The organism is Myxococcota bacterium, from assembly GCA_041389495.1.
Classification (GTDB): domain Bacteria; phylum Myxococcota_A; class UBA9160; order UBA9160; family UBA4427; genus JAWKRT01.
Genome location: JAWKRT010000004.1, coordinates 128,373 through 150,202, shown reverse-complemented (window position 1 = coordinate 150,202; position 21,830 = coordinate 128,373). Strand labels below are relative to the sequence as shown.

Below are 21,830 nucleotides of genomic sequence, written 5' to 3'. Positions count from 1 at the left end.
CGCGCGTGCCCGGCCGGCGTCCCGTCCCGCCCGCGCCCTCGCGCGCGCAGCGGCTGCGCCGCGCGGTGTCGCTCGCGCTGCGACCGCCGCGGCGACTGCGCCCGACGCGCGCCGGCTGGTGCTTCTTCGCGATCGCGCTCGGCGTCGGCTTCGCCGCGCTCAACACGGGCAACAACCTGCTCTACCTCGTGCTGTCGCTCCTGCTCGCCTTCCTCGTGCTGTCGGGCGTGCTGAGCGAGTCCGCGCTGCGCGGCATCGAGGTGCGCCGGCGCCTCCCGCGCGAGCTGCACGCGGGCGCGACCGCGCACGTCGCGATCGAGATCCGCAACGCGCAGCGCCGCGTGCCCGCCTTCGCCGTCGTCGTCGAGGACTGCCTCGGGAGCGACCCCGACGCGCGCCTCGAGCGCGCGCCGCGGGCCGGTCGCTGCTTCGCGCTGCGGATCGCACCGGGTGCGGTGGAGCGGCGCGGCTACGGCTTCGTCCCGGAAGCCCGAGGGCAGCTCGACTTCGCGGGAATCCGGGTGTCTACGCGCTTCCCCTTCGGACTCTTCTCGAAGGAACGGACGGTCCGGCTCCCGGGCTCGGCGGACGTCTTCCCCGCGCTCGAGCCGGGCGCGCCGCCCGCACCGCCCGCCGCCCTCGCCGACGAGGACGGCGCGCGCGCGAAGCGCGCGCGCGCGGGCGGTGAGGTGAGCGCGGTGCGCGAGCTCGAGCCCGGCGACTCGCTGCGGCGCGTGCACTGGAGGGCCTCGCTGCGGCGCCAGCAGCTGCTCGTCCGCGACCCGGAGGCGAGCGAGTCGGCCCGCGTCGTCGTGCGCCTCGCGACGGCCGACGGACCGCATGCCGACGTCTTCGAGGCGCGCGTGCGCCGCGCGGCCGCACAGGTCGTCGCGCACCTCGAGCGGGGCGACGACGTCGGCCTCGCGACGGACACCGAGTCGATCGCCCCCGCATCGGGCGACGCGCAGCGCCTGCGCCTGCTCGGCTTCCTCGCCTTCGTCGAGCCCGACGGCGCGAATGCCGCGCCCGCCTCGCCCCGCAGCGCGGGCGGGGAGCGCGCGGCGTGAGCGCGCGCGTCGCCGACGCGCGGCCGCTCTCGGCCTGGGTGCTGGTCGTCGTCGCGAGCGCCGCGCTCTGGATCACGGGCCAGCTCGCGCCCGGCGTCGTCGCCGTGCAGCTCGCCGCCCTCGCGTTCACGGCGCACTCCCGCACCGCGCCGCGCGCGCTGCAGCGCAACGACTGGCTGCTCAACGTGCTGATGATGGGCATCACCGCCACGACGATCGCGGTCGCGCTCCGCGGTCGCGCGACGACCGTGGCGCTCGCGCACTTCGCCGCGCTCACGCAGGTGCTGCAGCTCTTCGATGCGCGGCCGCGCAAGAGCGAGTTCCTGCTCGTCGCGCTCGCGCTCTTCCAGGTGATCCTCGCCGCCAACCTGACGGACAGCGTGCTGTTCCCGCCGCTGCTCGTCGTGTTCACGGTCTCCGCCACGTGGACGCTGCTCGTGCACACGCTGCGCACCGAGGCCGTCGCCCACGGCGCCGCGCGCGCGCCCGATGCCGCGATCTCGCCCGCGCTCGCGCGCACGACGTTCGTCGCGACGCTCGCGTCGATCGCGCTCGCGCTCGTCTTCTTCGTCGCGCTCCCGCGCATGCGCACGTCCGTCTGGAGCGGAGGCGGCCGCGGCGCGATCGCGCTCTCGGGCTTCCGCGATCGCGTCGAGCTCGGCGCCGTCGATCGCATCGAGCGCGACGAGACCCCCGTACTGCGCGTCGAGACGCTCGAGGGCCCGCCGCCCGCGCCCGCCGACGCGTACTGGCGCGGCCTCGCGTTCGATGCGTTCGACGGGCGGCGCTGGTCGGTCTCGCACGTCCGGGGACGGCCGCCGCGCACGCTCGTCGCAGGCCCGCCGCGGCTCGGCGTCGACCTCGCGGGCGGCCCTTCCGCCCCGCCGCGGGCGACGCTCGTGCAGCGCGTGCTGCGCGAGCCCGTCGCGGCCGGCGTCGTCTTCGCGGCCGGGAGCGCGCGGCGCGTCGAGGGCGCGCTCGACCGCCTCGAGCGCGACGCGAACGGTGGCCTCTACGCCCCCGGCCAGGCCGCCGACCGCGTGCAGTACACGATCTGGACGGCCCTCGCGCCGCGCGACGATGCGGCGCTCGCCGCCGACGTCGCCACGCCGCCCGAGCGCGACGGCTCCGCCGCGCGCTTCCTCGCGCTGCCGCCCCTCGACCCGGCGATCGGCGCACTCGCCCGCGACATCGCGCGCGACGCGCCGAACGACGCCGCGCGCGCGGCCGCGCTCGAGGCGTGGCTGCGCGCGAACGGACGCTATGCGCTGTCGCCGCCCGTCGTCGCGGAGGGCGGCGCGCGCTCCCCGGTCGAGGTCTTCCTGCTCGAGAGCCGCACCGGCCACTGCGAGTACTTCGCGAGCGCGATGGCCGTGCTCGCGCGCGAGCTCGGCCTCCCGGCGCGGCTCGTCAACGGCTTCGCGGGCGGGCGCCCGAACCTCCTGGGCGGCTTCACGACGGTGTCGCGCGCGGACGCGCACGCGTGGGTCGAGGTGCACTTCGCGCGCGCGGGCTGGGTGCGGTACGACCCGACGCCGCCCGATGCGCGGCTGCGCGCGGAGGGTCCGCTCGGCCTGCGCGAACGCGCCGCGCAGCTCGCCGACGCGCTCGAGACGTGGTGGTTCCGGCGGGTCGTCGAGTTCGACGCCGCAGACCAGATGTCGGCCGTGCGGCGCGCGCTCGCAGCCTGGGCCGGATTGCGCGAGCGCGCGCACGGCGCGCGCGCGGACGCGACCGGCGCCGTCGCGCGCTGGCGACCGTCGCGCGAGGCGGCGGCCGGTGCGCTCGGCGCAGTCGCGATCGCCGCGCTCGTCGTCGCGGCGGCCGTCCAGCGCCGGCGCGCCGCGGCGTGGGGCGACGTGCCTTCGAGCTACCGCCGCGCGCTGCGCCTGCTCGCGCGGCGCGGCCTCGCGCGCGGCGCCTCGCAGACCGCGCGCGATTTCGCGCGCGCCTGCGCACCCGCGCTCGACGCCCCCGCGGCGCGCGCGCTCGACGAGCTCACGGAGTCCTACCTCGCGGAGCGCTTCGGCGCGCGCGCGGACGCCGCGCTCGCGGCGACCCGCGCACTCGCGCGGCTCGAAGCGGCGCTCCGCGCCGCGCCCGGCCGCGATGCGCGACGCGCGACGGGCGGGCACCCGCCGGCCGCGGGCGACGCCGCGGGAGCGCGCGGCGCCTAGAGCGCGCCGTAGGCGCGGTGCGTCTGCGGAATGATGCGAACGTCGGCGAGCCACTGCGCGCAGCTGCGCTGCAGGCCGAGCATGCGCGCGGCGCTCGAGCCCTCGCGCACCTTCGCGAACGGCGTCACCGGCTGCAGCACGAGCAGCACCTCGGGCGCCGTCCGCGCGATCGCGCGGCACGCGCGCTCGACCTCGTCGTCGCGCGTGTTCGGCGAGACGACGATCTTCACGTACACCTCGCCGGCGCGCTCGGCGGCGAGCGCCAGGAAGGCCGCGTGCGCGGCATCGAAACCTTCGAAACCTTCGACGCCTTCGCGTCCGACGGTCGCGACCGCGGAGGCCTCGCCGCGCGGCGCGGGCGCGCGCGCGACGTCGCTCGCGAGCTTCCAGTCCATCGAGACGACGTCGATCGCGTCGACGACCTCGCGCAGCGCGTCGACCGCGAGGCCGTGCGTCTCGAGGTAGGACGCGAGCCCGCGTGCGCGCGCGCGGAGCGCGAGCGCGCGCACGGCCGCCGGCTGCAGGAGCGGCTCGCCTCCCGTCAGGCTCACGAAGCCCTCGCCCACCGGCGCGAGGGCACCGATCGCCTCGTCGATGCGCTCGATCGCGAGCGGGTTCGGCGCGACGTCGAACTCGCCGGTGCCGGGCGCGCGCTCGATGCGCGCCTCGCGCGCGGGCCGCCAGGTCGTCGGCGAGTCGCACCACGCGCAGCGCAGGTCGCACTCGCCGAGCCGGACGAAGACCGTCGCCGCGCCGACGTAGGGCCCCTCGCCCTGCGCCGACGCGAAGATCTCGACGACGTTCGCCTCGACCGCCGTCCCGCCGGCCTCGGCCCTTCGCCGCTCGCGCGCGTCGCTCGCTCCGACGGCCATCGCGCCGCCTCCCGCGGCCTAGCCTTCGAGCAGCGAGCGGCCCATCGCGATCTCGCCGATCACGTCGTCGAGCCGCTCGGGGTGCTCGGCCAGGCCGCGCACGCGCAGGCGCGCCACGTGGTCGTCGTCCGCCAGCACCTCGGCGTGCGCGAGCTTCTCGCCGATCTGGTCGGCGAGCGCGCCCACGTCGAGCGCGCGCTTGCCGCTGACCTCGTCGGCGCCGAGGAGCACGAGGTCTCCGCCCTCGGGCACGGCGAGCGAGAGCGGGGCGCCGTAGCGCTCGCGCGCGATGCGCGCGCACAGCGCGAGGTCGAGCGACGCCGGCACGACGAGCACGACGAGCGAGTAGCCCGCGAAGTGCACGATGCGGAAGTCGCGCTGCGACACCCACGCGACCTCCTCGGGGATCGGCGGTGCCTCGAGCCGCGCGGACTCGCGCGCGAGGTCGCTCGGACGGCCCACGAGCAGCGCGTCGACGTCGGCGCGCCGGTCGCCGGTGCGCTTCGCGATCTCGCCGAGCCGCCACCACCACAGCCGTCCCCAGCGCTCGTAGTCGTGCTGCGTGAAGCGGCCGGCCGCGAGGTCGACGAGCTTGTCCGAGAAGCGGCTGCGCCGCGTCGACGGCCCGAGCACGGTCGGCAGCGACGAGCCCGCGCCGGGCGCGACGTGGAGCGCGTCCTGCGAGAGCACGCTCCGCATGGCGCCGAGGTCCTCGGGCGCCCAGTCGTGGTGGTCGTACCAGAAGAGGCGGTTCGCGTAGAGCTGCGCGGTGCGCAGCACGTCGACGGCCGGCGACGGCCGGAAGCCCACCACGTGGATCGGCGCGTCGTCGCGCAGGTCGGGCGCGACGCTCCGGAAGAACGTCATGAGCTCCGACTGCGGATAGACCCAGATGCCCTCGAGCAGTCGCACGTCGCGCGCGAGCAGCACGGCCGCGAACAGCGAGTCGCGGTCGTCGCAGGCGACGATCGCGGCGCGCCGGCGCGGCGGCCGCGCCGGCTCGGCCGGCACCTCGGCCGCGGCCGCGGCCTTGCGCGACAGCCGTCGCTTCTCCCGGGCGCGGCGGCGCGCCGCCGATTCGGCGTCGTCGTCGCCCTCCGCCTCCTCGTCCTCGTCGTCGTAGGCGGGTTCGGGGAGCTCGGGCTCGAGATCGGGCGCGTCGTCGGCCAGCAGGTCCGAGACGTCCTCGACGTCGACGACGTCGTCGTCGTCGGCATCGCCGTCGGCGGCGGCCGCGCCGGTATCGCGCCCGCGCGAGCCGGCAGGTGGCTCGCCGTCGAGCTCGGTCGCGCGGCGCCCGCCGCGCTCGTCGCCGGCGTCGCCTCCCGCGCGCTCCTCGCCGCCGCCGTTGCGGCCGCGCCGCCCGCGGCGCCGGCCGCGGCGCCTTCCGCCGCGGCGCGACTCGCCGTCGCCGTCGTCGGAGTCGTCGCGCGCATCGTCGTCGAGATCGAAGAGGACACCTCGAGCGGGCCGGCGTCGTCGCGTCCCGCGTCGCGCGCCCGCTCGCGACCCTCGTCGCGCGTGTCGTCCGCGTCGGCGTCGAGCCCCCTCGTGTCGCCCGCGTCGTCGTCGCCGTCCGCGACGAGGTCGAGCGGGCCGAGGTCGTCGCCTTCGGCGTCGAGCGACGCGCGGCCGCGGCCGCCTTCGTCGTCGCGCCCGCGCCCGCCGCGCCGGCGGCCGCGCCGCCGCCGTCCGCGCGCGCCGCGCTCGTCGCGATCGTCGCGGTCTGCGCGCTCCTCGCGTTCGCCCCGCGCGTCGCCGTCCTCCCGCGCGTCGCGCTCGGCGGCCGCGCTCCGGTCGGCGCGCCCGTCGCGGTCGTCGCGTTCCGCGGCCGCGCTCCGCTCGGTGCGGGGCGCGCGGCCGCCGCGCTCGCGCGCGTCGGCGTCGTCGCGCTCGCTCTCGCGGCGCGCTTCGTCGTCCTCGCGGCGCGGCCCGCGATCGGGCCCGCGGCGCGGCGCGCGGCGCGCCACCGCGCGCTCGATCGCCTCGGACGCCGACAGGCTCTCGAGCTCGAGCCCGCGGCTCGTCGTCCGCAGCTCGAAGAGCTCGTGGCCGAGCGACAGCGCGCCGAGCACGCGCGCCGCGGCCGGCGTCGTGCGCTGCGCGGCGACGACGAGGCGCGGCTCGCCCATGCGCACGGGCGGCTCGGCGCTGCCGAGCAGGAGCGGGAGGACCGGGGCGAGCGCGACGCCCACGTCGACGAGCTCGCCGACGCCGTCGAGATCGAGCTCGGCGCGGACCGCCGCCGCGACGGGCCGGCCCTCGCGGTCGATGCCGACGAGGTCGATCACCTCGCGGTCGCCACCCGCGACCGGCCAGGGCGTCACCGTGCGCAGACCGAGCGCGCTCGCGACGAGCGGCAGCGCGCGCGCGCGCAGCCCTTCCTCGCCGTCGCGCACGTGGCGGTCGTTGATGCGCTTGCGCAGCTGGCCCTCGAGCCGGTCGAGCGCACCCGCGAGGTCGTCGCTCGTGAGCCGCAGGCTCGAGCGCTGCGGCTGGAGCGTCTCGAGCACGACGCCGCCGTTCGCGGCCAGCAGCGCGACGCGCCGCGCCATGATCACGAGCTCGAGCCCGCTCGCCGTGCCGCGCACGCAGCCGCCGTGCTTGCTCGCGAGCCCCTCGAGCGCGCTCGCCGCGCGCTCGAAGAGCGAGCGCTCGTCGGTGCGCACGATCGCCGCCGCGACGCGCTCCCGCGAGAGCGGGATCGGCGGTGCCCAGAACTCCGGCTCGATCTGCCCGCCGTTCGCACCGACGCCGTTCGCGCCGAGCGCGGGGGCGACCACGGCGCGCACCGGGAACGGCAGGTCGCCGATGCGCGCGAGGCGCGCGAGCCCGGCGGCCGTCCAGGTCGGCGCGACGACCACGACCTCGCCCGCGAACGGCGCGTCGTCGGCACCCTGCTCGTGCAGCGCGGCCGCGATGCCCGCGAGCAGGGCATCGCCGCCGTACGGCGCGAACGCCACGACGACGCGGCCGCCGTCCTCGCGCGCGCCGCGCCCGAGCGCGGCGTACGTGTCCGGCACGTCCTCGCGCCCGAACGGCTCGAGCGCCTCGACCTCGACCAGCTTCTCCTCGACCACGCGCGCCAAGACGCGCGGCGCGTCGATCGGAGCCCGTCCCTCACTGCCTCCGCGCCGGCCCCGGCGCGAGAATCGCCTTCGCATGTCTTCCTCCGCGGAGCCCCTCGCTCCGCCGTTCGGACGCGGCGCCTCGCGGCTGCGGCGCGTCCGTCGTGGTTCGTCAGTCCAGGCCGACGTCGACGACGGCGAGCGCGAGCCGGCCCTTCTCGATCAGCACGGTCGTCGCATCGAGCACGACGCGCTGGAAGTCGAAGTAGACGCGGTCCTGCGCGACGGCCGTCGCGACGTACTCCTTGTGTCGGGCGAAGTCGAGCAGGATGCCGCCGATCAGCTTGCGATCGGTCCACACGTGCTTGACGACCCGGTTCCACCGCTCGAGCGGCACCTCGACGACGAGCTCGGGAAGCGCGTCGCTCTGCGCATCGCGCGAGAGCGCGATCACCACGGCGGGGCCCGCGAGCCTAGCCTCCCAGAACCGTCCGCGCGCGAGCCGCACCGATCAGTCCCCGGCGCCTTCGGCGGCGACGGCGCCCTCGCCCGCCTCGGGTGCCGGCCCCTCCGCCGCCGCACCGGGTCCAGCCAGCAGCGGGGCCACCCACACCTCGACGAAGGCGAGCGCGACCGGGTTCTCCGCGAGGCCGTCCTCGAAGGCGGCCGCCGCCGCGAGCGCGGCGCGGGCGTCGTCGTCGCGCCCCCGTCGCCACAGCACGAACGCGGTCTCGCGCAGCCGCGACGCGGCGACGGCGGCGAAGCCGTCGCTCCCCGCGCCGAAGACCTCGCGGGCGGCCTCCGCGAGCAGCGCGCGCGTCGCCTCCGTCTGCCCTTCGCCCGAGAGCACCGCACCGGGCGCGAAGCCCTCGCGCACGCGCTCGCCGAGCTTGCGGAGCGCGGCGAGATCGGGCGGCCAGGGGCCGATCGCACCGGTGCGCACCCGCTCGGCGACCGCCTCGAGCGCGGCCGCGCCGGCCGCGCTCGCGGCGCCGAGCTCGTCGCGCGCGCGATCGCCGGGCGTGCGCGCGTGGCCCGCGAGGGCGAGCTGCGAGCGGTGCTCGATGAAGGCGCGCGGCGCGGGATGGTCGGCGGACTGGCGCTTCGCGGCGCGGGCGACGAGCGCGCGGAGCTCGCTCGTCGCGACGTCGAGCAGCGCGCCCGCGCTCTCCTCCGCCTGCGACGCGCGCGCGCTCCGCAGGAAGGCGCGCACGCGGCTGCGGCCCGCGCTGTAGACGCGGAAGTCGACGATGCCGCGCGCGTCGTCGAGCACGGCCTCGTACATGCGCGCGCCGCCGGCAGGGTGTGGCTCGACGAGGTAGGCCATGCGCGCGCCGCGCCGATCGAGCGGCGACACGAGCGCCGCCTCGAACGCGTCCTCGACGGCGCGCGGGCGCGCGACGACGGGCGCGGGCGCGCGCGCCTCGACCTCGACGCCGCGCGAGCGGAGTCGGTGGAGCGCCTTGCGCACGACCTTGCGCCCGGCCTTCGGCAGCTCGGCGCCTTCGAGCGCCGCGATCGGCGCGGCCCCGGCGTCGCGGTCGGTCCACGCGAGCGCGAGCTCCTCGCCGGCGGCGGGCTCGTGCGCGAGCAGCCAGCCGAGCAGCTCGCTCGCGGGCGCGGGCGCGAGCGTCTCGAGCAGCCGGTCGGGGTCGCCGTTCGCATCGCGGATCGCGTCGGCGTGGGGGGCGAGCTCGCTCGCGGCGCGCTCGAGGGCGTCGGCCAGGCTCATCGGTTCGTGCTCTCCGCGCGCACCCACGCGAGGTAGGCGTCGCTGCCGCCGGACGCCGGCAGCGCCAGCGTCTCGGGAAGGTCGTAGGGATGGATCTCGGACACGCGCCGCGCGAGCGCTTCGACGCGCGCGGCCGCGGTCTTCGCGATGAGCAGCACCTCGGTCGCGTCCTCGACCGCGCCCTCCCACCGGTACACGGACCGTACGCCGGGCACGAGGCTCACGCACGCGGCGAGCCGCTCGTCGACGAGGGCGCGCGCGATGCGCGCGGCGACGGCGTCGTCGGGCGCGGTGACGAGCACGACCGACACGTCCTGCGGCGACTCAGAACGGCTCATTGGGATCCATGAGCTTGCGGTGCTCGGACATCGCGTAGCGGTCCGTCATGCACGCGATGTGGTCGGCGACGGCGCGCTCCGGTCCTTCCTCGTCGAAGCGCGCGCGCACGTTCGCCGGCAGCAGCAGCGGGTCCTCGAGGTAGGTCGCGAAGAGGTCGCCGACGACGCGCGCCGCCTTCCGAGTCATCTGCACGACGCGCGGGTGCTGGTAGAACTCGCGCAGGAGGAAGCGCTTGAGCTCGAGCTTGCTGCGCTCGCACGCCGGCGAGGTGCGGATCATGCGCTCGGGCGCCTCGCGCGCCTCGCGCGCGGACGCGGGACGCACGTCGGCGAGGCGCGCCGCGCTCGTCTCGATCGCATCCGTGACGAGCCGATCGATCAGCCGCACGACGGTCTGCGCGCGCCGCACGTCGCCCTCGGCCTTCGGCATGCGCGCGTCGACGCGCGCCTCGGCCTCGCGCCACAGCGTCGAGTGCGCGAGCTGCTCGATCGACAGCACGCCCTCGCGCAGGCCGTCGTCGAGGTCGTGGTTCACGTAGGCGATCTCGTCGGCGAGGTCGGCGACCTGGCCCTCGAGCGACACCTGCGCGAGCAGCTCGGGGAGCGGCACGGGGTGCGGCCAGCCGGCGCCGTGCTTCAGCATGCCGGCGCGCGTGTCGCCGGTGAGGTTGAGGCCGCGGTAGTCGGGCGAGCGCCGCTCGATCCAGTCGACGACGCGCAGGCTCTGGCGGTTGTGGTCGAAGCCGCCGTGGTCCTCGAGCAGGCTCGCGAGCACGCGCTCGCCGGCGTGGCCGAACGGCGTGTGCCCGAGGTCGTGCGCGAGCGCGATCGCCTCCGCGAGATCCTCGTTGAGCCGCAGGGCGCGCGCGATCGTGCGCGCGATCTGCGCGGCCTCGAGCGTGTGCGTGAGCCGGTTGCGGTAGTGGTCGCCCTCGGCGTGCACGAAGACCTGCGTCTTGTACTCGAGCCGCCGGAAGGCGCGCGCGTGTACGACGCGGTCGCGGTCGCGCTGGAACGCGGTCCGGTAGGGGTGAGGGAGATCCTCGACGACGCGCGGCATCGCCTCGTCGCTGTGCGTCGCGTAGGGAGCGAGCCGCTCGTGCTCCTCGCGCTCGGTGTCCTCGCGCGTCCGCAGCGCCGGGTGTCGCGTCATGGCTTCTCCTCCCGCGAGCCGTCCGCCTCGCGGAGGAGCTCGCGGAGCTCGGCGCGAGAGGCCGCGTCGATCTCGTGCGGGTCGTCGTGGGTCGCGACGGAAGGGCCTCCGTTCGCACGTCGTCCGCTCGGCGTGAAGACACCCGTCACGAGCGCGTAGATCGCGGCGAGCGCGAGCGCGACGCCGAGAGCCGCCAGCATCCACGGTCGCACGCGCGCACCTCCTCGCCGGCGGGCGCCGCCGGGCGGGATCCCTTCGTTCGCGGAGCGCCGGCCCGACGCCCGGGCGGCGTCGCCGCCGCGCGCGCCGCGCGCGTTCGGGCTCGAGAGCCAGCGGGCGGAGAGCGCCCGTCGACTCGCGCGGCCCGCGGACGCTCGACCGGACCCGTCCGCGCGCCGTCGACGCGCTCGCGCGCAGCGCCCTCGCGCGAGTCGGCGAGCGCGGATGCGCGAGCGGTCCCTGGGGGGTGGGACGCCTCAAGCTAGGCCACGCCCCGCGAACGTGTCAACGCGCGCCGCTACCCTGCGGCGCATGTCGGACACGCGAACGCTCCCGCACCGTCTGCTGCTCGGCCCCGGCCCCTCGAACGCGAGCCCGCGCGTGCTCGCGGCGATGAGCCAGCCCCTGCTCGGCCACCTCGACCCGCTCTTCCTCGCGATCCTCGACGAGGCGCAGCGGAGCCTCGCGACGCTGTTCGGCGTGAGCGGCGGCCTGACGGTCCCGATCTCGGCGACCGGGAGCGCGGGCATGGAGGCGTGCCTCGTCAACCTGCTCGAGCCGGGCGACGCGGTCGTGGTCGGCGTGAACGGCGTGTTCGGCGGGCGCATGTGCGAGGTCGCCGCGCGCGCGGGCGCGAACGTCACGCGCGTCGACGCGGAGTGGGGGCGCGAGCTCGACGCCGACGCGATGCGCGACGCGATCGCGCGCGCGCGTCCGCGCGTCGTCGCGTTCGTGCACGCCGAGACGTCGACCGGCGTGCTCCAGCCCGTCCCCGCGATCGCGCGCGCCGCGAACGACGCGGGCGCGCTCGTCGTGCTCGACTGCGTGACGTCGCTCGGCGGGCTCCCCGTCGAGCTCGAGCGCTGGGGCGTCGCGGCGGCGTACAGCGGCACGCAGAAGTGCCTGTCGGTGCCGCCCGGCCTCTCGCCCGTCCACTTCTCGGAGCGCGCTCTCGAACGCGTGCGCGCGCGCTCGCGCCCGGTGCAGAGCTGGTATCTCGACGTCGGCCTGCTCGCCGGCTACTACGGCGGCGAGCGCGTCTACCACCACACCGCGCCGATCAGCGCCATCTACGGGCTCGCCGAGGGGCTGCGGATCGTCGTCGAGGAGGGCATCGAGAAGCGCGCGGCGCGCCACCGCGAGGCCGCGGCCGCGCTCGTCGCGGGCCTCGCCCCGCTCGGCTTCGAGCCGCTCGTGCCCGCCGCCTCGCGCCTCCCGATGCTGACGTCGGTCGCGTTGCCCGAGCGCGTCGTCGCCGCCGGCGAGGCGAAGCTCCGCCGGCGGCTCCTCGACGAACACGACATCGAGGTCGGCGGCGGCCTCGGCGCGCTCGCGGGCCGCATCTGGCGCATCGGCCTGATGGGCGAGAACGCGCGCGTCGAGAACGTCGACCGCCTGCTCGCGGCGCTGCGCGACGTCCTCGCCGACGGCTGAGCCGAGGGGCGGCGCGCCGCGCCGATCAGCCGCCGAGCTCCTCCGCGAACATCGCGAACGTGCGGCGCCAGGCGTCGCGCGCGGCCGCTTCGTCGTAGCTCGCGCGCTGGTCGCAGTGGAAGCCGTGGTCGGCGTCGTAGACGACGACCTCGCTCCGCGTGCCGGCGGCCGCGAGTGCGCGGCGCACCTCCTCGACCTGCTCCATCGGGATCATCGCGTCGCGGCTCCCGAAATAGCATTCGATGCGGCCGCGGATGCCGGGCGTGCGCGAGACGGTCGAGCGCCCGCCGCCCGGGCCCTGCGGTGCGGCGATGCCGCCGCCGTAGTAGCTCGCCGCCGCCGCGACGTCCGTCTCGCACGCGGTCAGGTACGTCATGTGGCCGCCGATGCAGAAGCCCATCGCACCGATCTTCCCCGTGACGTCGGCGCGCGCGCGCAGGAAGGCGATCGCCGCGCGCGCGTCCTCGACCATCGTGTCCGCCTGGAGGCGTGCGAGGTGCGACATCCCCTCCTGCATGCCGGCCTCGTCGTAGCCGAGCTCGATGCCGGGACCCGTGCGGTGGAAGTAGTCGGGCGCGAGGGCGACGTAGCCCTCGCGCGCCGCGCGCTCGACCACGTCGCGGATGTGCGCGTTCACGCCGAAGATCTCCATGTACACGAGCAGCCCCGGCCGCGGCTTTCCGTCCGAGGGCCGCGCCAGGTAGCCCGCCATCTGTGCGCCGCCGACCGGGATCGACACGCGCTCCGTCCGAATCTCCATCGAGATGAGTCCTCCTGGTGATGTCCTGGTGGTGGGAACGAAGACGCCGCGCGCGCGACCCGCCGTCGCGCGGCCGACGTCACGACGAGTGCAGCCGCACCGCGCGCGACGGCGCCCCGACGATCTCCGCCTCCGCGCTCGCGAGCTCGCGAAGGCGCGCCGCGACCTCCTCGGCCGCGCCGCCCGCTGCGCTCTCGGCGAGCTTCGCGTACGCGCGGTGGTGGCGCGCTTCGCTCGCGACGAGGTCGCGATAGAGCGCGCCGAGCGGGTCGTCCGCGAGCGCATCGGCGAGCAGGCGGAAACGCTCGCAGCTGCGCGCCTCGATCAGCGCGGAGATCAGCAGCAGGTCGACGAGCCGCTCGGGGTCGCTCGCGCGCACGAGCGCGTGCAGGCGCCCGCCGTAGGCGCTCGGCTTCTGGCGCGCGAAGCGCACGCCGCGGCGGTCGAGCTCGCCGAGCACGCGCTCGAAGTGCACGAGCTCCTCGCGCGCGAGGCGCGACAGGGGCTCCTGCAGGAAGCGCTGCTCGGGATAGCGGAACAGCATGCGCACGGCCGCGCCCGCGGCCTTGCGCTCGCAGTGCGCGTGATCGAGCAGCACGTCGTCGATGGAGCCGACCGCGCGCGCGGCCCACTCGGGCGGGGTCTCGGAGGCGAGGTCGAGCACGGCCGCGCAGTGTACCGCCGGCCGGCCGCGCGGCGAATGCGGTTAGAATGCGCGCATGCGAACCCGGCGACTCGGCGACTCCGGCCTCTCCGTCGGCGTCGTGTCGCTCGGCTCCTGGCTCACGTTCGGCGAATCGGTCGACGTCGCGGCGACGAGCGCGCTCGTCGCACAGGCCGTCGAGCGCGGTGTCGACCTGTTCGACACGGCCGACGTCTACGCGAACGGCGAGGCCGAGCGCGCGCTCGCGACCGCGCTGCGCCACGTGCCGCGCCACCGCGTCGTGCTCGCGAGCAAGTGCTTCTTCCCGATGTCGCACGGTGCGAACGACCGCGGCCTGTCGCGCAAGCACGTCTTCGAGAGCGTCGAGGCGAGCCTGCGCCGGCTCGGCACCGACTACCTCGATCTCCACCAGTGCCACCGCTTCGATCCGACGACGCCGCTCGACGAGACCGTGCGCGCGTACGAGGACCTGATCCGCCAGGGCAAGGTGCTCTACTGGGGCACGTCGCTCTGGAGCGGGCAGCAGATCGCGCGCGCGTGCGAGATCGCGGACGCGACGGGCGGCTACCGGCCGATCTCGAACCAGCCCGTCTACTCGATCCTGCGCCGCGGGATCGAGAGCGAGGTGCTGCCGCGCTGCCGCGAGCTCGGAGTGGGCCAGATCGTGTTCAGCCCGCTCGGCCAGGGCGTGCTGACGGGCAAGTACAGCGGCGGCGCGCGCCCGCCCGGGAGCCGCGCGACCGACGAGCGGCTCGGCCGCTTCATGAAGCGCTACCTGCACCCCGACACGCTCGCGCGCGTCGACGCGCTCGCGCCGATCGCGGCCGACCTCGGCCTCGGCCTGCCCGCGCTCGCGCTCGCGTTCTGTCTGCGCGACACCTCCGTCGCGAGCGTGATCGTGGGCGCGACGCGCGCCGCGCAGCTCGACGAGAACTGCCGCGCGGCGGAGGTCGACCTGCCGGACGACGCCGTGCGCGCGATCGACGCGCTCTTTCCACCCGGCAGCGAGAGCCTGCCGGCCGAGGAGGCTGCGCCGTGAAGCCGATGCGCCTCTACACGCAGCGCGTGAACCCGTTCGCGCACAAGGTCGCCGTCGGCCTCGACATCAAGCGGCTGCCGTTCGAGTACGTGACCGTCGACGACCCGACCGAGGTGCGCCGCATCAGCCCGGTCACGGGCCAGCTCCCGGTGATCGAACACGGCGGCCACCGCGTCGCGGACTCGACCGCCATCCTCCGCTACGTCGACGAGCGCTTCCCCGAGCCCCCGCTCTGGAGCCGCGACCCCAAGACGGGCGCCGCGCAGGACCAGCTCATGCATTGGGCCGATGCGTCGTTCCTGTTCTACTGGGATCGCTGGCGCGCCGCGCGCTATCCGCGGCCGGGCGACGACCTGCCCGCGAACCCGTCGCTCCTCGCGCAGCTCAAGCGCCGCATCGAGCGCAGCTTCGGCCGCCCCGGCCGCGACCCGACGCCGCTCGAGCTGCGCGAGCTCCAGGTGCTCGACGAGCTCGCGAACCGGATGGACGACCTCGTGGGCATGCTCGGCAGCCGCGACTTCTTCCACGCCGACCAGCCGAGCGTCGCCGACGCCTCGGTCTACGGGATGCTGCGCATCATCCGCGACGGCCCGATGATGGGCGGCCGCGAGATGGTCGAGCGCCGACCGCCGCTCGCGGAGTACGTCGAGCGGATGGCGCTCGTGAGCCCCACGGTGAGCGGCTCGGCCCTCCCGAGCTTCACGGACTGACGCGCTCTGCGGTGTGCGCGCGGCCGCGCGCCGCGCTCGCGCCCGGCCCGCCGACCGGGAGCCGCACGCGCAGCACCGATCCGCGGCCGACCTCGCTCTCGAGCTCGATCTCGCCGCCGTGCGCGCGCGCGATCTCGCGGGCGAGCGGCAGCCCGAGGCCCGAGCCCGTGCGCGAGGCCGAGCCGTCGACGCGCCGGAACGCCTCGAACACGCGCTCGCGCTCGTGCGCGGGGATCCCGATGCCGGTGTCGCTCACGTCGGCGACGGCCTGCGCGCCCTGCTGCGCGATCGACACGACGACGCTCCCGCCGGCCGGCGTGAACTTGATCGCGTTGTCGACGAGGTTCGCGAAGAGCTGGTGCAGCCACGTCGGGTCGCCGACGACGACGACGTCGTCCGGCGCGGCGAGCGCGAGCGAGACCTCGGCGTCGAGCGCGAGCGGCTCGAAGAACTCGACCACGCCCTCCGCGAGCTCGCGCAGCGAGACGCGGCGCAGGCGCTCGAACTCGACGCCCGCCTCGGAGTGCGCGAGGCGGAGCATCGCGCGGATCGTGCTCGAGAGGTGGTCGATGTCCTCGAGCGTGCGCTCGAGCAGGGCCTGGTCGCGCTCGGCGTCGCGCGGCGCGTCGGCGGCCGCCTCGATGCGGTTGCGCATCAGCGTCACCGGCGTGCGCAGCTCGTGCGCGGCGTCGGCCGAGAAGCGGCGCATGCGGTCGACGCCGGCGCGGATGCGATCCGTCATCGCGTTGAACGCGGAGGCCAGCCGGTCGAGCTCGTCGCCCGTGCCGGTGCGCACGACGTGGCGGGTGAGCTGCGTCGCCGAGACCTCCTCGACACCGGCGATGATGCGCGCGATCGGCCGCAGGCTCGAGCGCGCGAGCGCGACGCCGATCGCGCCGGTCAGCAGCGCGACGATCGGCAGCGACACGACGAACAGGTTGCGGATCTCGCGCGCGCTGCGCGCGAAGAGCTTCGTGTCGACGGCGACCTGCACCCAGCCCCCGGCCGGCGCGCGCACGACGAGCGTGTAGAACGGGAACGTCTCGCCCGTGTCGACCTCCTCGACGACCTCGGGGTCGCCGGCCTTCGGCAGCACGCTCGGGAGCGGGATGGGGCTGTTCTCGAGCGAGCCGCGCTCGACGACGATCGCGCCGTCGGGGTCGAGGACGCGGAAGCCGAGGCGCAGCACGCGGTAGCCGAGCGCCGCGGTGCGATCGATGTAGCGCTCGAGCCGCTCGACGTCGGCGCCGTCGCGCTGGATCTCGCCGACCAGCTCGTTCGCCTGCAGGCGCAGCAGGAGCTGCGCATCGCGCTGGAAGCGCTCGCGCGTCTGCACGTAGTGGAAGGAGAGCACGCCCGCGACGACGACGAAGGTCGCGAGCGCGTAGCGGATCGCCCAGCGCGTGCCGAGCGAGCGCTCGCGCGCCACCCGACGCCGACCTCAGCCGCGCGAAGCGGAGGCGGCGGCGCCCGCGCTCGCCGCGACGTCCGCGGCGAGCGCCTCGCCGCTGCGGTCCTCGAGGATGTACCCGACGCCCTTCACCGTGTGGATCAGCTTCGGCTCGTAGTCGCGGTCGACCTTGCGGCGCAGGTGGTTGACGTGGACGTCGATCGCGTTCGAGTACGACTCGAAGCCGTGGCCCCAGACCTTCTCGGTGATCATCGCGCGCGAGACGACGGAGCCCGTGTTGCGCGCGAGGTACTCGAGGAGTCGGAACTCCTTCGGCGTGAGCTCGATGCGCAGGTCGTCGCGGAAGACGGCGCGGCGCTCCGGGTCGACCTTGAGGTTCGCGACGACGACCTCCTGCGCGCGCGCGGCGCCGCCGCGACGCCGCGCCACCGCCTGCACGCGCGCCAGCAGCTCGGCGAACGCGAACGGCTTCGAGAGGTAGTCGTCCGCGCCGAGGTTCAGCCCCTCGATGCGGTGCGCGACCTCGCCCTGCGCGGTGAGGAACAGGACGGGCGTGTCGACATGGGCGGCGCGCATGCGCTCGAGGATGTCGAAGCCCGAGATGCCCGGCAGCATGACGTCGAGGATCGCGACGTCGTAGTCGCCCTCGAGCGCGCGCGCGAGCCCGCTCGGCCCGTCGCTCGCGACGTCGACGTCGATGCCGTTCTCCTCGAGCGCGCCGCGCACGAAGGAGCGGGCCTCGACGTCGTCTTCCACGTACAGGATCCGCATGGCACGGGTTTTTACCGCTCGCGGGCGCGGACCGCCACGCAATGGGCCACGCGGGAGGCGCCTCGCGGCCGCGCGCGTGCGCCGGCGCGGCCCGCGGCGCGGGCGTCTAGAACGGGAGGTTGCCGGTCGCCGCGCGCACGTTGCCGTCGCGCGCGTACGCCTCGATCGAGCGCTGCGCGATGCGCCACTGGTGCACCTCGTCGGCACCGTCGGCGAAGCGCGCCCAGCGCGCCTGCTTCAGCATGCCGGCGAGCGGCGTGTCGGTGGAGTAGCCGAGCGCGCCGTGCACCTGGATGGCGCGGTCGATGATGCGGTTGAGCGCGTTCGCGACGAAGTGCTTCGCCATCGACACCTCGCTCTTGAAGTCCTCGCCGCGGTCGATCTTGTACGCGGCGTGCAGCACCATGAGCTTGCACTGGTAGAGCTCCATCGACGAGTCCGCGATCATCCACTGGATGCCCTGCTTCTCGGCGAGGTAGGAGCCGTGCGCGTAGCGCGTGAGCGCGCGGTCGATCGTCATCTCGAGCGCGACCTCGGCCTGTCCGATCCAGCGCATGCAGTGCGCGAGCCGCGCGGGGCCGAGACGCGCCTGTCCGAGCAAGTGCCCCTGTCCGCGCCCGCCGAGCCGGTTCGCGTCCGGCACGCGCAGCCCGTCGATGCGGATCTCGCAGTGGTTGTGCGCGCCCGACATCGTCTCGACGTCGCGCACGATCTCCCAGCCGTCGCTCGGAAGGTCGACGAGGAAGGCCGTGTTCGCGGCCTGCGGGAGCGCCGGGTCGGTCTCCGTGCGCGCGATGAGGATCGCGAACTGCGCGCCGCGCGCACCGGAGATGAACCACTTGTGCCCGTGGATCACCCAGGCGTCGCCGTCGGGGACGGCCGTGGTCTGGATCAGCGTCGGGTCCGAGCCCGCGACCTCGGGCTCCGTCATCGCGAAGCACGAGCGCGCGCGCCCCTCGCACAGCGGGACGAGGTAGCGCTCGCGCTGCTCGGGCGTCGCCCAGTGCAGCAGCGTGTGCATGTTGCCTTCGTCGGGCGCCTGCGCGTTCAGCGCGAACGGCCCGAAGCGCGTCTTCGCCGCCTCCGCCGAGACGGCCGCCATCGCGACGTGGCCGAGCCCCATGCCGCCGAGCTCCTCGGGCATGTGCGGGAGCCACAGGCCTCGCTCCTTCGCCGCCTTCCGCATCCGGATGATCTGCGCGACGAGCACGTCGCGGTCGCCCTCGTGGGCCTCGATCTCCGCCTCGGCGGGCCGCACGACGTCGGCCAGGAACCGGCGCACCTCGGCGAGCACGAGCTCGATCTCCTCGGGGAAGCTGAAGTCGATCGGCATCGGGGCTCCTCCTGCGCGCGACGGGGTGCGCGACGGGGTGCGGGACGCGGCGCGGCCGCACACGGTAGCCTGCCGCACGGCGCGCGGTCGCCGCGAAGGAGGGAGCCATGCCCGGCCCGATCCCGCACGTTCCGTTCGGACGCACCGGTCACGCGAGCTCGCGCGTCGTCTTCGGCGCGGCCGCGCTGATGGCCGACAACCCGAAGATCAACGAGCGCGCGTTCGCGCTGCTCTTCGAGTACGGCATCGACCACATCGACGTCGCGGCCTCGTACGGGCGCGCGGAGGAGGCGGTCGGGCGCTACATGCCCGCCCACCGCGACGCGTTCTTCCTCGCCACGAAGACGGGCGAGCGCGGCTATGCGGGCGCGCGCGACGAGATCCGCCGTTCGCTCGACCGGCTGCGCACCGATCGCATCGACCTGCTGCAGCTCCACAACCTGCGCGAGCCGGCCGAGCGCGCGCTCGCGCTCTCGGAGGACGGCGCGCTGCGCGCCGCCGTCGAAGCGCGCGACGAGGGGCTCGTGCGCTTCCTCGGCGTCACCGGGCACGGCCTCGGCATCGCGCGCGCGCACCTCGACTCGCTCGAGCACTTCCCCTTCGACGCCGTGCTGCTGCCGTACAACGCGCCCGTGCTCGCACAGCCGGGCTACGCGGCCGACTTCGAGGCGCTCGCCGCCGTGTGCCGCGCGCGCGGCGTCGCGCTCCAGACCATCAAGGCGGTCGCGCGCCGTCGCTGGGCCGACCCGGCGCGCGCGACGCGACGCTGCTGGTACGAGCCCATCGAGGACGAGCGCGCGCTCGAGCTCGCCGTGCACTTCGTGCTCGCGCGACCCGACGCGTTCCTCAACACGTCGAGCGACCTCGTGACGCTCGAGCGGACGCTCGCGGCCGCGGCGCGCTTCGACCCGGCAGAATGGGCGGCGCGCCCGGATGCCGCGGGCGAGCTCGCGCGCGCGCTCGCGGCGATGGACGCGCGCTCGCTGTTCGAGCCCGGCCTCGACGATCCGCGCATCGCGCCCGCGCCCCCCGCCTAGCGAGAGGCGCGCCTGCGATCACGCCTGCGGCGTGTAGCGCACGCGCATGTGCTGGAAGCTGCGGACGAGCGCGGTCGGCGCCATCTGCGGGCCGCCGTCGACGAACTCCATGTCGGGCATGCGCCGCAGCACCTCGGAGAGCGCCACGCGCAGCTCCATGCGCGCGAGGTTCGCGCCCAGGCAGAAGTGGTTGCCGATGCCGAAGGCCAGGTGGTGCGGGTTGCGATCGATGTCGAGCCGGTCGGGGTCCGCGAACTGGCGCTCGTCGCGGTTCGCCGCCGGGTAGAGCATCAGCACCTTCTGGCCCTGCTCGATCTTCTGGTCGCGCAGCGTCGTCGTCTCCGTCGCCGTGCGCACGAACGAGACCACCGGCGAGGTGAGCCGCAGCGTCTCCTCGATCGCCGGCGGGACGAGCGACGGGTCGGCGAGGAGGCGCGCGCGCACCTCGGGGTGCTGGATCAGCAGCATCATCGCGCCCGAGAGCCCGTTGCGCGTCGTCTCGTTGCCGGCGACGAGCAGCAGCGTGCAGAACATCAGGAGCTCGTCGTTGCTGAGCTGCTCGTGGATCTCCTCGCCGAGCACGCTGCGCACGCCCTCGTGCTTCGTCGCGTTCTCGTGCAGCAGCCCCTCGTCCTTCGCGTGCACGAGCACCGAGATCAGGTCGTCCTGCGGGTCGCGTCGACGCGCGGCGATCACGTCCGACACGTAGGCCGCGTACTCGGCGAACGCCTGGCCCGCGCGCGCCATCACGTTCGGGTCGCCCATGTTGCCCTGCGCGAGGATCATCGCGTCCGACCACTCGTGGAAGCGCTCGCGGTCCTCGCGCCGGATCCCGATCATCTCGGCGATCAGCAGCAGCGGGAGCGGCACTGCGATGTCGTCGACGAAGTCGCACTCGCCGCGCCGCGCGACGGCGTCGAGCGTCTCGTCGGTGATCGCGCGGAACGCGATCTCGAGCTTCTTGACCATGCGCGGCGTGAAGCCCTTGTTGATGAGCCGGCGCAGCTGCGTGTGACGCGGCTCGTCCTCGTCGATCAGGCCGATCTTGGCCGGGTTCCCGGGCAGCACGCCCTGCCCCGAGCAGAACTGCGCGTTGTGCTTCGAGACGAAGGCGACGTCCTCGAAGCGCGACAGCACGAAGAGCTGGTCGGGCTCCGACCAGTGCACGGGGTCGGAGTCGCGCAGGTGGCGGAGCGCGTCCCACATGGGCGCGTCCCACGTCCAGAATCCGGAGGCGCCGAAGCGCGCGGCGTCGACCCGCTGCTGCATGTCGCGAACCTGGGAAGTCATCGTCTCGTCCTCGTCGCGCGCGCCGGGCGCGGCGCGCGCGGAAATCGCGTGGCGCGGCGGCGCGCCTAGCGTGCGGCTCCGGGTGCGCGGATCGCCTCCCACACGAAGGCGGCGGCGCGCGGGAGGCGGTCGGCGATCGGGTAGTCGGGGTCGGCGAGCCAGTGCGTGACGGCCGCGTTGAGCGCGCCGACGACCATCTCGGCCAGGAAGTCGGCGTCGCAGTCGGTGCGGATCTCGCCGCTCCGCTGGCCGGCCCGCATCATCTCGGCGACCGGGACGTGCACGCGCGCGAGGTACGGCGCCGTGTCGTCGGGCCGCGACTCCATCCGCATCAGCTCGAGCACGACGTCGCGCGCGACGCCGTGGTTGGCGGCGATCTGCTCGGCCGCGTCGCGCGCGAGGCCTTCGAGCTGCTCGCCGATCGAGCCCTCCGCCCCGAGGTGATGGGCGACGAGCGCGCCGACGTACTCGACGACCTCGCCGGTCATGAGCGCGAGCACCGCGCCCTTGCTCTGGAACTGGTTGAAGAAGGTGGCGGGCGCGACATCCGCGGCCTCGGCGATCTGCTCGACCGTCGTCGCGGCGAAGCCCTGCTTGACGAAGAGCTCGCGCGCGACCTCGTAGACCCGCTCGCGCAGCTCGCGGCGCTTGCGGTCGCGCCGGCCCTCGCCCGCCGGGCGCGGTCGCGCGGCGTCGGTGCGGGGCGCTCGGGGGCGCGGCGTGGCGGACGGCATGCGTGGGCTCCGATCCAACGA

The 21,830-nt window shown here is 75.5% G+C and carries 21 protein-coding genes; 6 read left to right on the top strand and 15 right to left on the bottom strand.

Going from position 1 to position 21,830, the window contains the following annotated elements; genetic code table 11:
- The first annotated feature begins 5 nt into the window (after nt 1-5).
- A complete protein-coding gene (locus R3E88_19140) occupies nt 6-1,067 on the top strand; it encodes a DUF58 domain-containing protein (GenBank protein ID MEZ4218599.1) in 1,062 nt (353 codons plus the stop codon).
- A complete protein-coding gene (locus tag R3E88_19135; protein MEZ4218598.1) occupies nt 1,064-3,244 on the top strand; it encodes a DUF3488 and transglutaminase-like domain-containing protein in 2,181 nt (726 codons plus the stop codon). The genes R3E88_19140 and R3E88_19135 overlap by 4 nt, the downstream gene beginning before the upstream one ends.
- On the opposite strand, the gene R3E88_19130 is transcribed toward R3E88_19135, so the two are convergent.
- The 8 genes from R3E88_19130 to R3E88_19095 form a co-directional block, all read right to left on the bottom strand.
- Nucleotides 3,241-4,116 carry a 7-carboxy-7-deazaguanine synthase QueE gene (locus R3E88_19130; protein MEZ4218597.1) on the bottom strand — a complete coding sequence of 292 codons (876 nt, stop codon included), beginning with the start codon at nt 4,114-4,116 and terminating at the stop codon, nt 3,241-3,243. The genes R3E88_19135 and R3E88_19130 overlap by 4 nt on opposite strands.
- 18 nt (nt 4,117-4,134) lie before the next feature.
- On the bottom strand, nt 4,135-5,046 hold the full coding sequence (locus tag R3E88_19125; GenBank protein MEZ4218596.1) for a hypothetical protein: 912 nt from the start codon (nt 5,044-5,046) through the stop codon (nt 4,135-4,137).
- Complete coding sequence (locus R3E88_19120; GenBank protein MEZ4218595.1) at nt 4,980-7,205, bottom strand: hypothetical protein; 2,226 nt, start codon at nt 7,203-7,205, stop codon at nt 4,980-4,982. The genes R3E88_19125 and R3E88_19120 overlap by 67 nt, the downstream gene beginning before the upstream one ends.
- Nucleotides 7,206-7,356: 151 nt before the next feature.
- On the bottom strand, nt 7,357-7,641 hold the full coding sequence (locus R3E88_19115) for a hypothetical protein (protein MEZ4218594.1): 285 nt from the start codon (nt 7,639-7,641) through the stop codon (nt 7,357-7,359).
- Nucleotides 7,642-7,695: 54 nt separating this feature from the next.
- Complete coding sequence (locus R3E88_19110) at nt 7,696-8,916, bottom strand: hypothetical protein (GenBank protein MEZ4218593.1); 1,221 nt, start codon at nt 8,914-8,916, stop codon at nt 7,696-7,698.
- Nucleotides 8,913-9,254 (bottom strand): divalent-cation tolerance protein CutA, encoded by a 342-nt coding sequence (cutA, locus tag R3E88_19105; protein ID MEZ4218592.1) that lies wholly within the window; start codon nt 9,252-9,254, stop codon nt 8,913-8,915. Before cutA ends, R3E88_19110 begins: the two co-directional genes overlap by 4 nt.
- Entirely contained in the window at nt 9,241-10,407 is a 1,167-nt protein-coding gene (locus R3E88_19100) for a deoxyguanosinetriphosphate triphosphohydrolase (protein ID MEZ4218591.1), read from the bottom strand. The genes cutA and R3E88_19100 overlap by 14 nt, the downstream gene beginning before the upstream one ends.
- On the bottom strand, nt 10,404-10,619 hold the full coding sequence (locus R3E88_19095) for a hypothetical protein (GenBank protein MEZ4218590.1): 216 nt from the start codon (nt 10,617-10,619) through the stop codon (nt 10,404-10,406). Before R3E88_19095 ends, R3E88_19100 begins: the two co-directional genes overlap by 4 nt.
- A gap of 319 nt (nt 10,620-10,938) precedes the next feature.
- Here R3E88_19095 and R3E88_19090 point away from each other — a divergent pair, with 319 nt between their 5' ends.
- Entirely contained in the window at nt 10,939-12,060 is a 1,122-nt protein-coding gene (locus R3E88_19090) for an aminotransferase class V-fold PLP-dependent enzyme (protein MEZ4218589.1), read from the top strand.
- 25 nt (nt 12,061-12,085) lie between these two features.
- On the opposite strand, the gene R3E88_19085 is transcribed toward R3E88_19090, so the two are convergent.
- The gene (locus tag R3E88_19085; protein ID MEZ4218588.1) at nt 12,086-12,820 is read right to left on the bottom strand and encodes a dienelactone hydrolase family protein; all 735 of its coding nucleotides are present in this window, start codon (nt 12,818-12,820) and stop codon (nt 12,086-12,088) included.
- Nucleotides 12,821-12,899: 79 nt separating this feature from the next.
- On the bottom strand, nt 12,900-13,484 hold the full coding sequence (gene miaE, locus R3E88_19080) for a tRNA isopentenyl-2-thiomethyl-A-37 hydroxylase MiaE (protein ID MEZ4218587.1): 585 nt from the start codon (nt 13,482-13,484) through the stop codon (nt 12,900-12,902).
- Nucleotides 13,485-13,539: 55 nt separating this feature from the next.
- Here miaE and R3E88_19075 point away from each other — a divergent pair, with 55 nt between their 5' ends.
- Together R3E88_19075 and R3E88_19070 are read left to right on the top strand one after the other, a co-directional pair.
- The gene (locus R3E88_19075) at nt 13,540-14,523 is read left to right on the top strand and encodes an aldo/keto reductase family protein (protein ID MEZ4218586.1); all 984 of its coding nucleotides are present in this window, start codon (nt 13,540-13,542) and stop codon (nt 14,521-14,523) included.
- 5 nt (nt 14,524-14,528) lie between these two features.
- Complete coding sequence (locus tag R3E88_19070; GenBank protein ID MEZ4218585.1) at nt 14,529-15,233, top strand: glutathione S-transferase family protein; 705 nt, start codon at nt 14,529-14,531, stop codon at nt 15,231-15,233.
- On the opposite strand, the gene R3E88_19065 is transcribed toward R3E88_19070, so the two are convergent.
- The 3 genes from R3E88_19065 to R3E88_19055 all read right to left on the bottom strand — a co-directional run bounded on the left by R3E88_19065 (nt 15,223) and on the right by R3E88_19055 (nt 18,748).
- The gene (locus R3E88_19065; protein ID MEZ4218584.1) at nt 15,223-16,662 is read right to left on the bottom strand and encodes an ATP-binding protein; all 1,440 of its coding nucleotides are present in this window, start codon (nt 16,660-16,662) and stop codon (nt 15,223-15,225) included. The two genes, R3E88_19070 and R3E88_19065, sit on opposite strands and share 11 nt — an antisense overlap.
- Nucleotides 16,663-16,674: 12 nt before the next feature.
- Entirely contained in the window at nt 16,675-17,415 is a 741-nt protein-coding gene (locus R3E88_19060; GenBank protein ID MEZ4218583.1) for a response regulator transcription factor, read from the bottom strand.
- A gap of 106 nt (nt 17,416-17,521) precedes the next feature.
- Complete coding sequence (locus R3E88_19055) at nt 17,522-18,748, bottom strand: acyl-CoA dehydrogenase family protein (GenBank protein ID MEZ4218582.1); 1,227 nt, start codon at nt 18,746-18,748, stop codon at nt 17,522-17,524.
- Nucleotides 18,749-18,855: 107 nt separating this feature from the next.
- Here R3E88_19055 and R3E88_19050 point away from each other — a divergent pair, with 107 nt between their 5' ends.
- Nucleotides 18,856-19,785: an aldo/keto reductase gene (locus R3E88_19050; GenBank protein ID MEZ4218581.1), complete on the top strand. Its 930-nt coding sequence runs from the start codon at nt 18,856-18,858 to the stop codon at nt 19,783-19,785.
- Nucleotides 19,786-19,803: 18 nt separating this feature from the next.
- On the opposite strand, the gene R3E88_19045 is transcribed toward R3E88_19050, so the two are convergent.
- Together R3E88_19045 and R3E88_19040 are read right to left on the bottom strand one after the other, a co-directional pair.
- Nucleotides 19,804-21,075, bottom strand: coding sequence for a cytochrome P450 (locus R3E88_19045; GenBank protein ID MEZ4218580.1), 1,272 nt, complete (start codon nt 21,073-21,075; stop codon nt 19,804-19,806).
- A gap of 65 nt (nt 21,076-21,140) precedes the next feature.
- Nucleotides 21,141-21,809 (bottom strand): TetR/AcrR family transcriptional regulator, encoded by a 669-nt coding sequence (locus R3E88_19040; protein ID MEZ4218579.1) that lies wholly within the window; start codon nt 21,807-21,809, stop codon nt 21,141-21,143.
- Nucleotides 21,810-21,830: the final 21 nt, after the last annotated feature.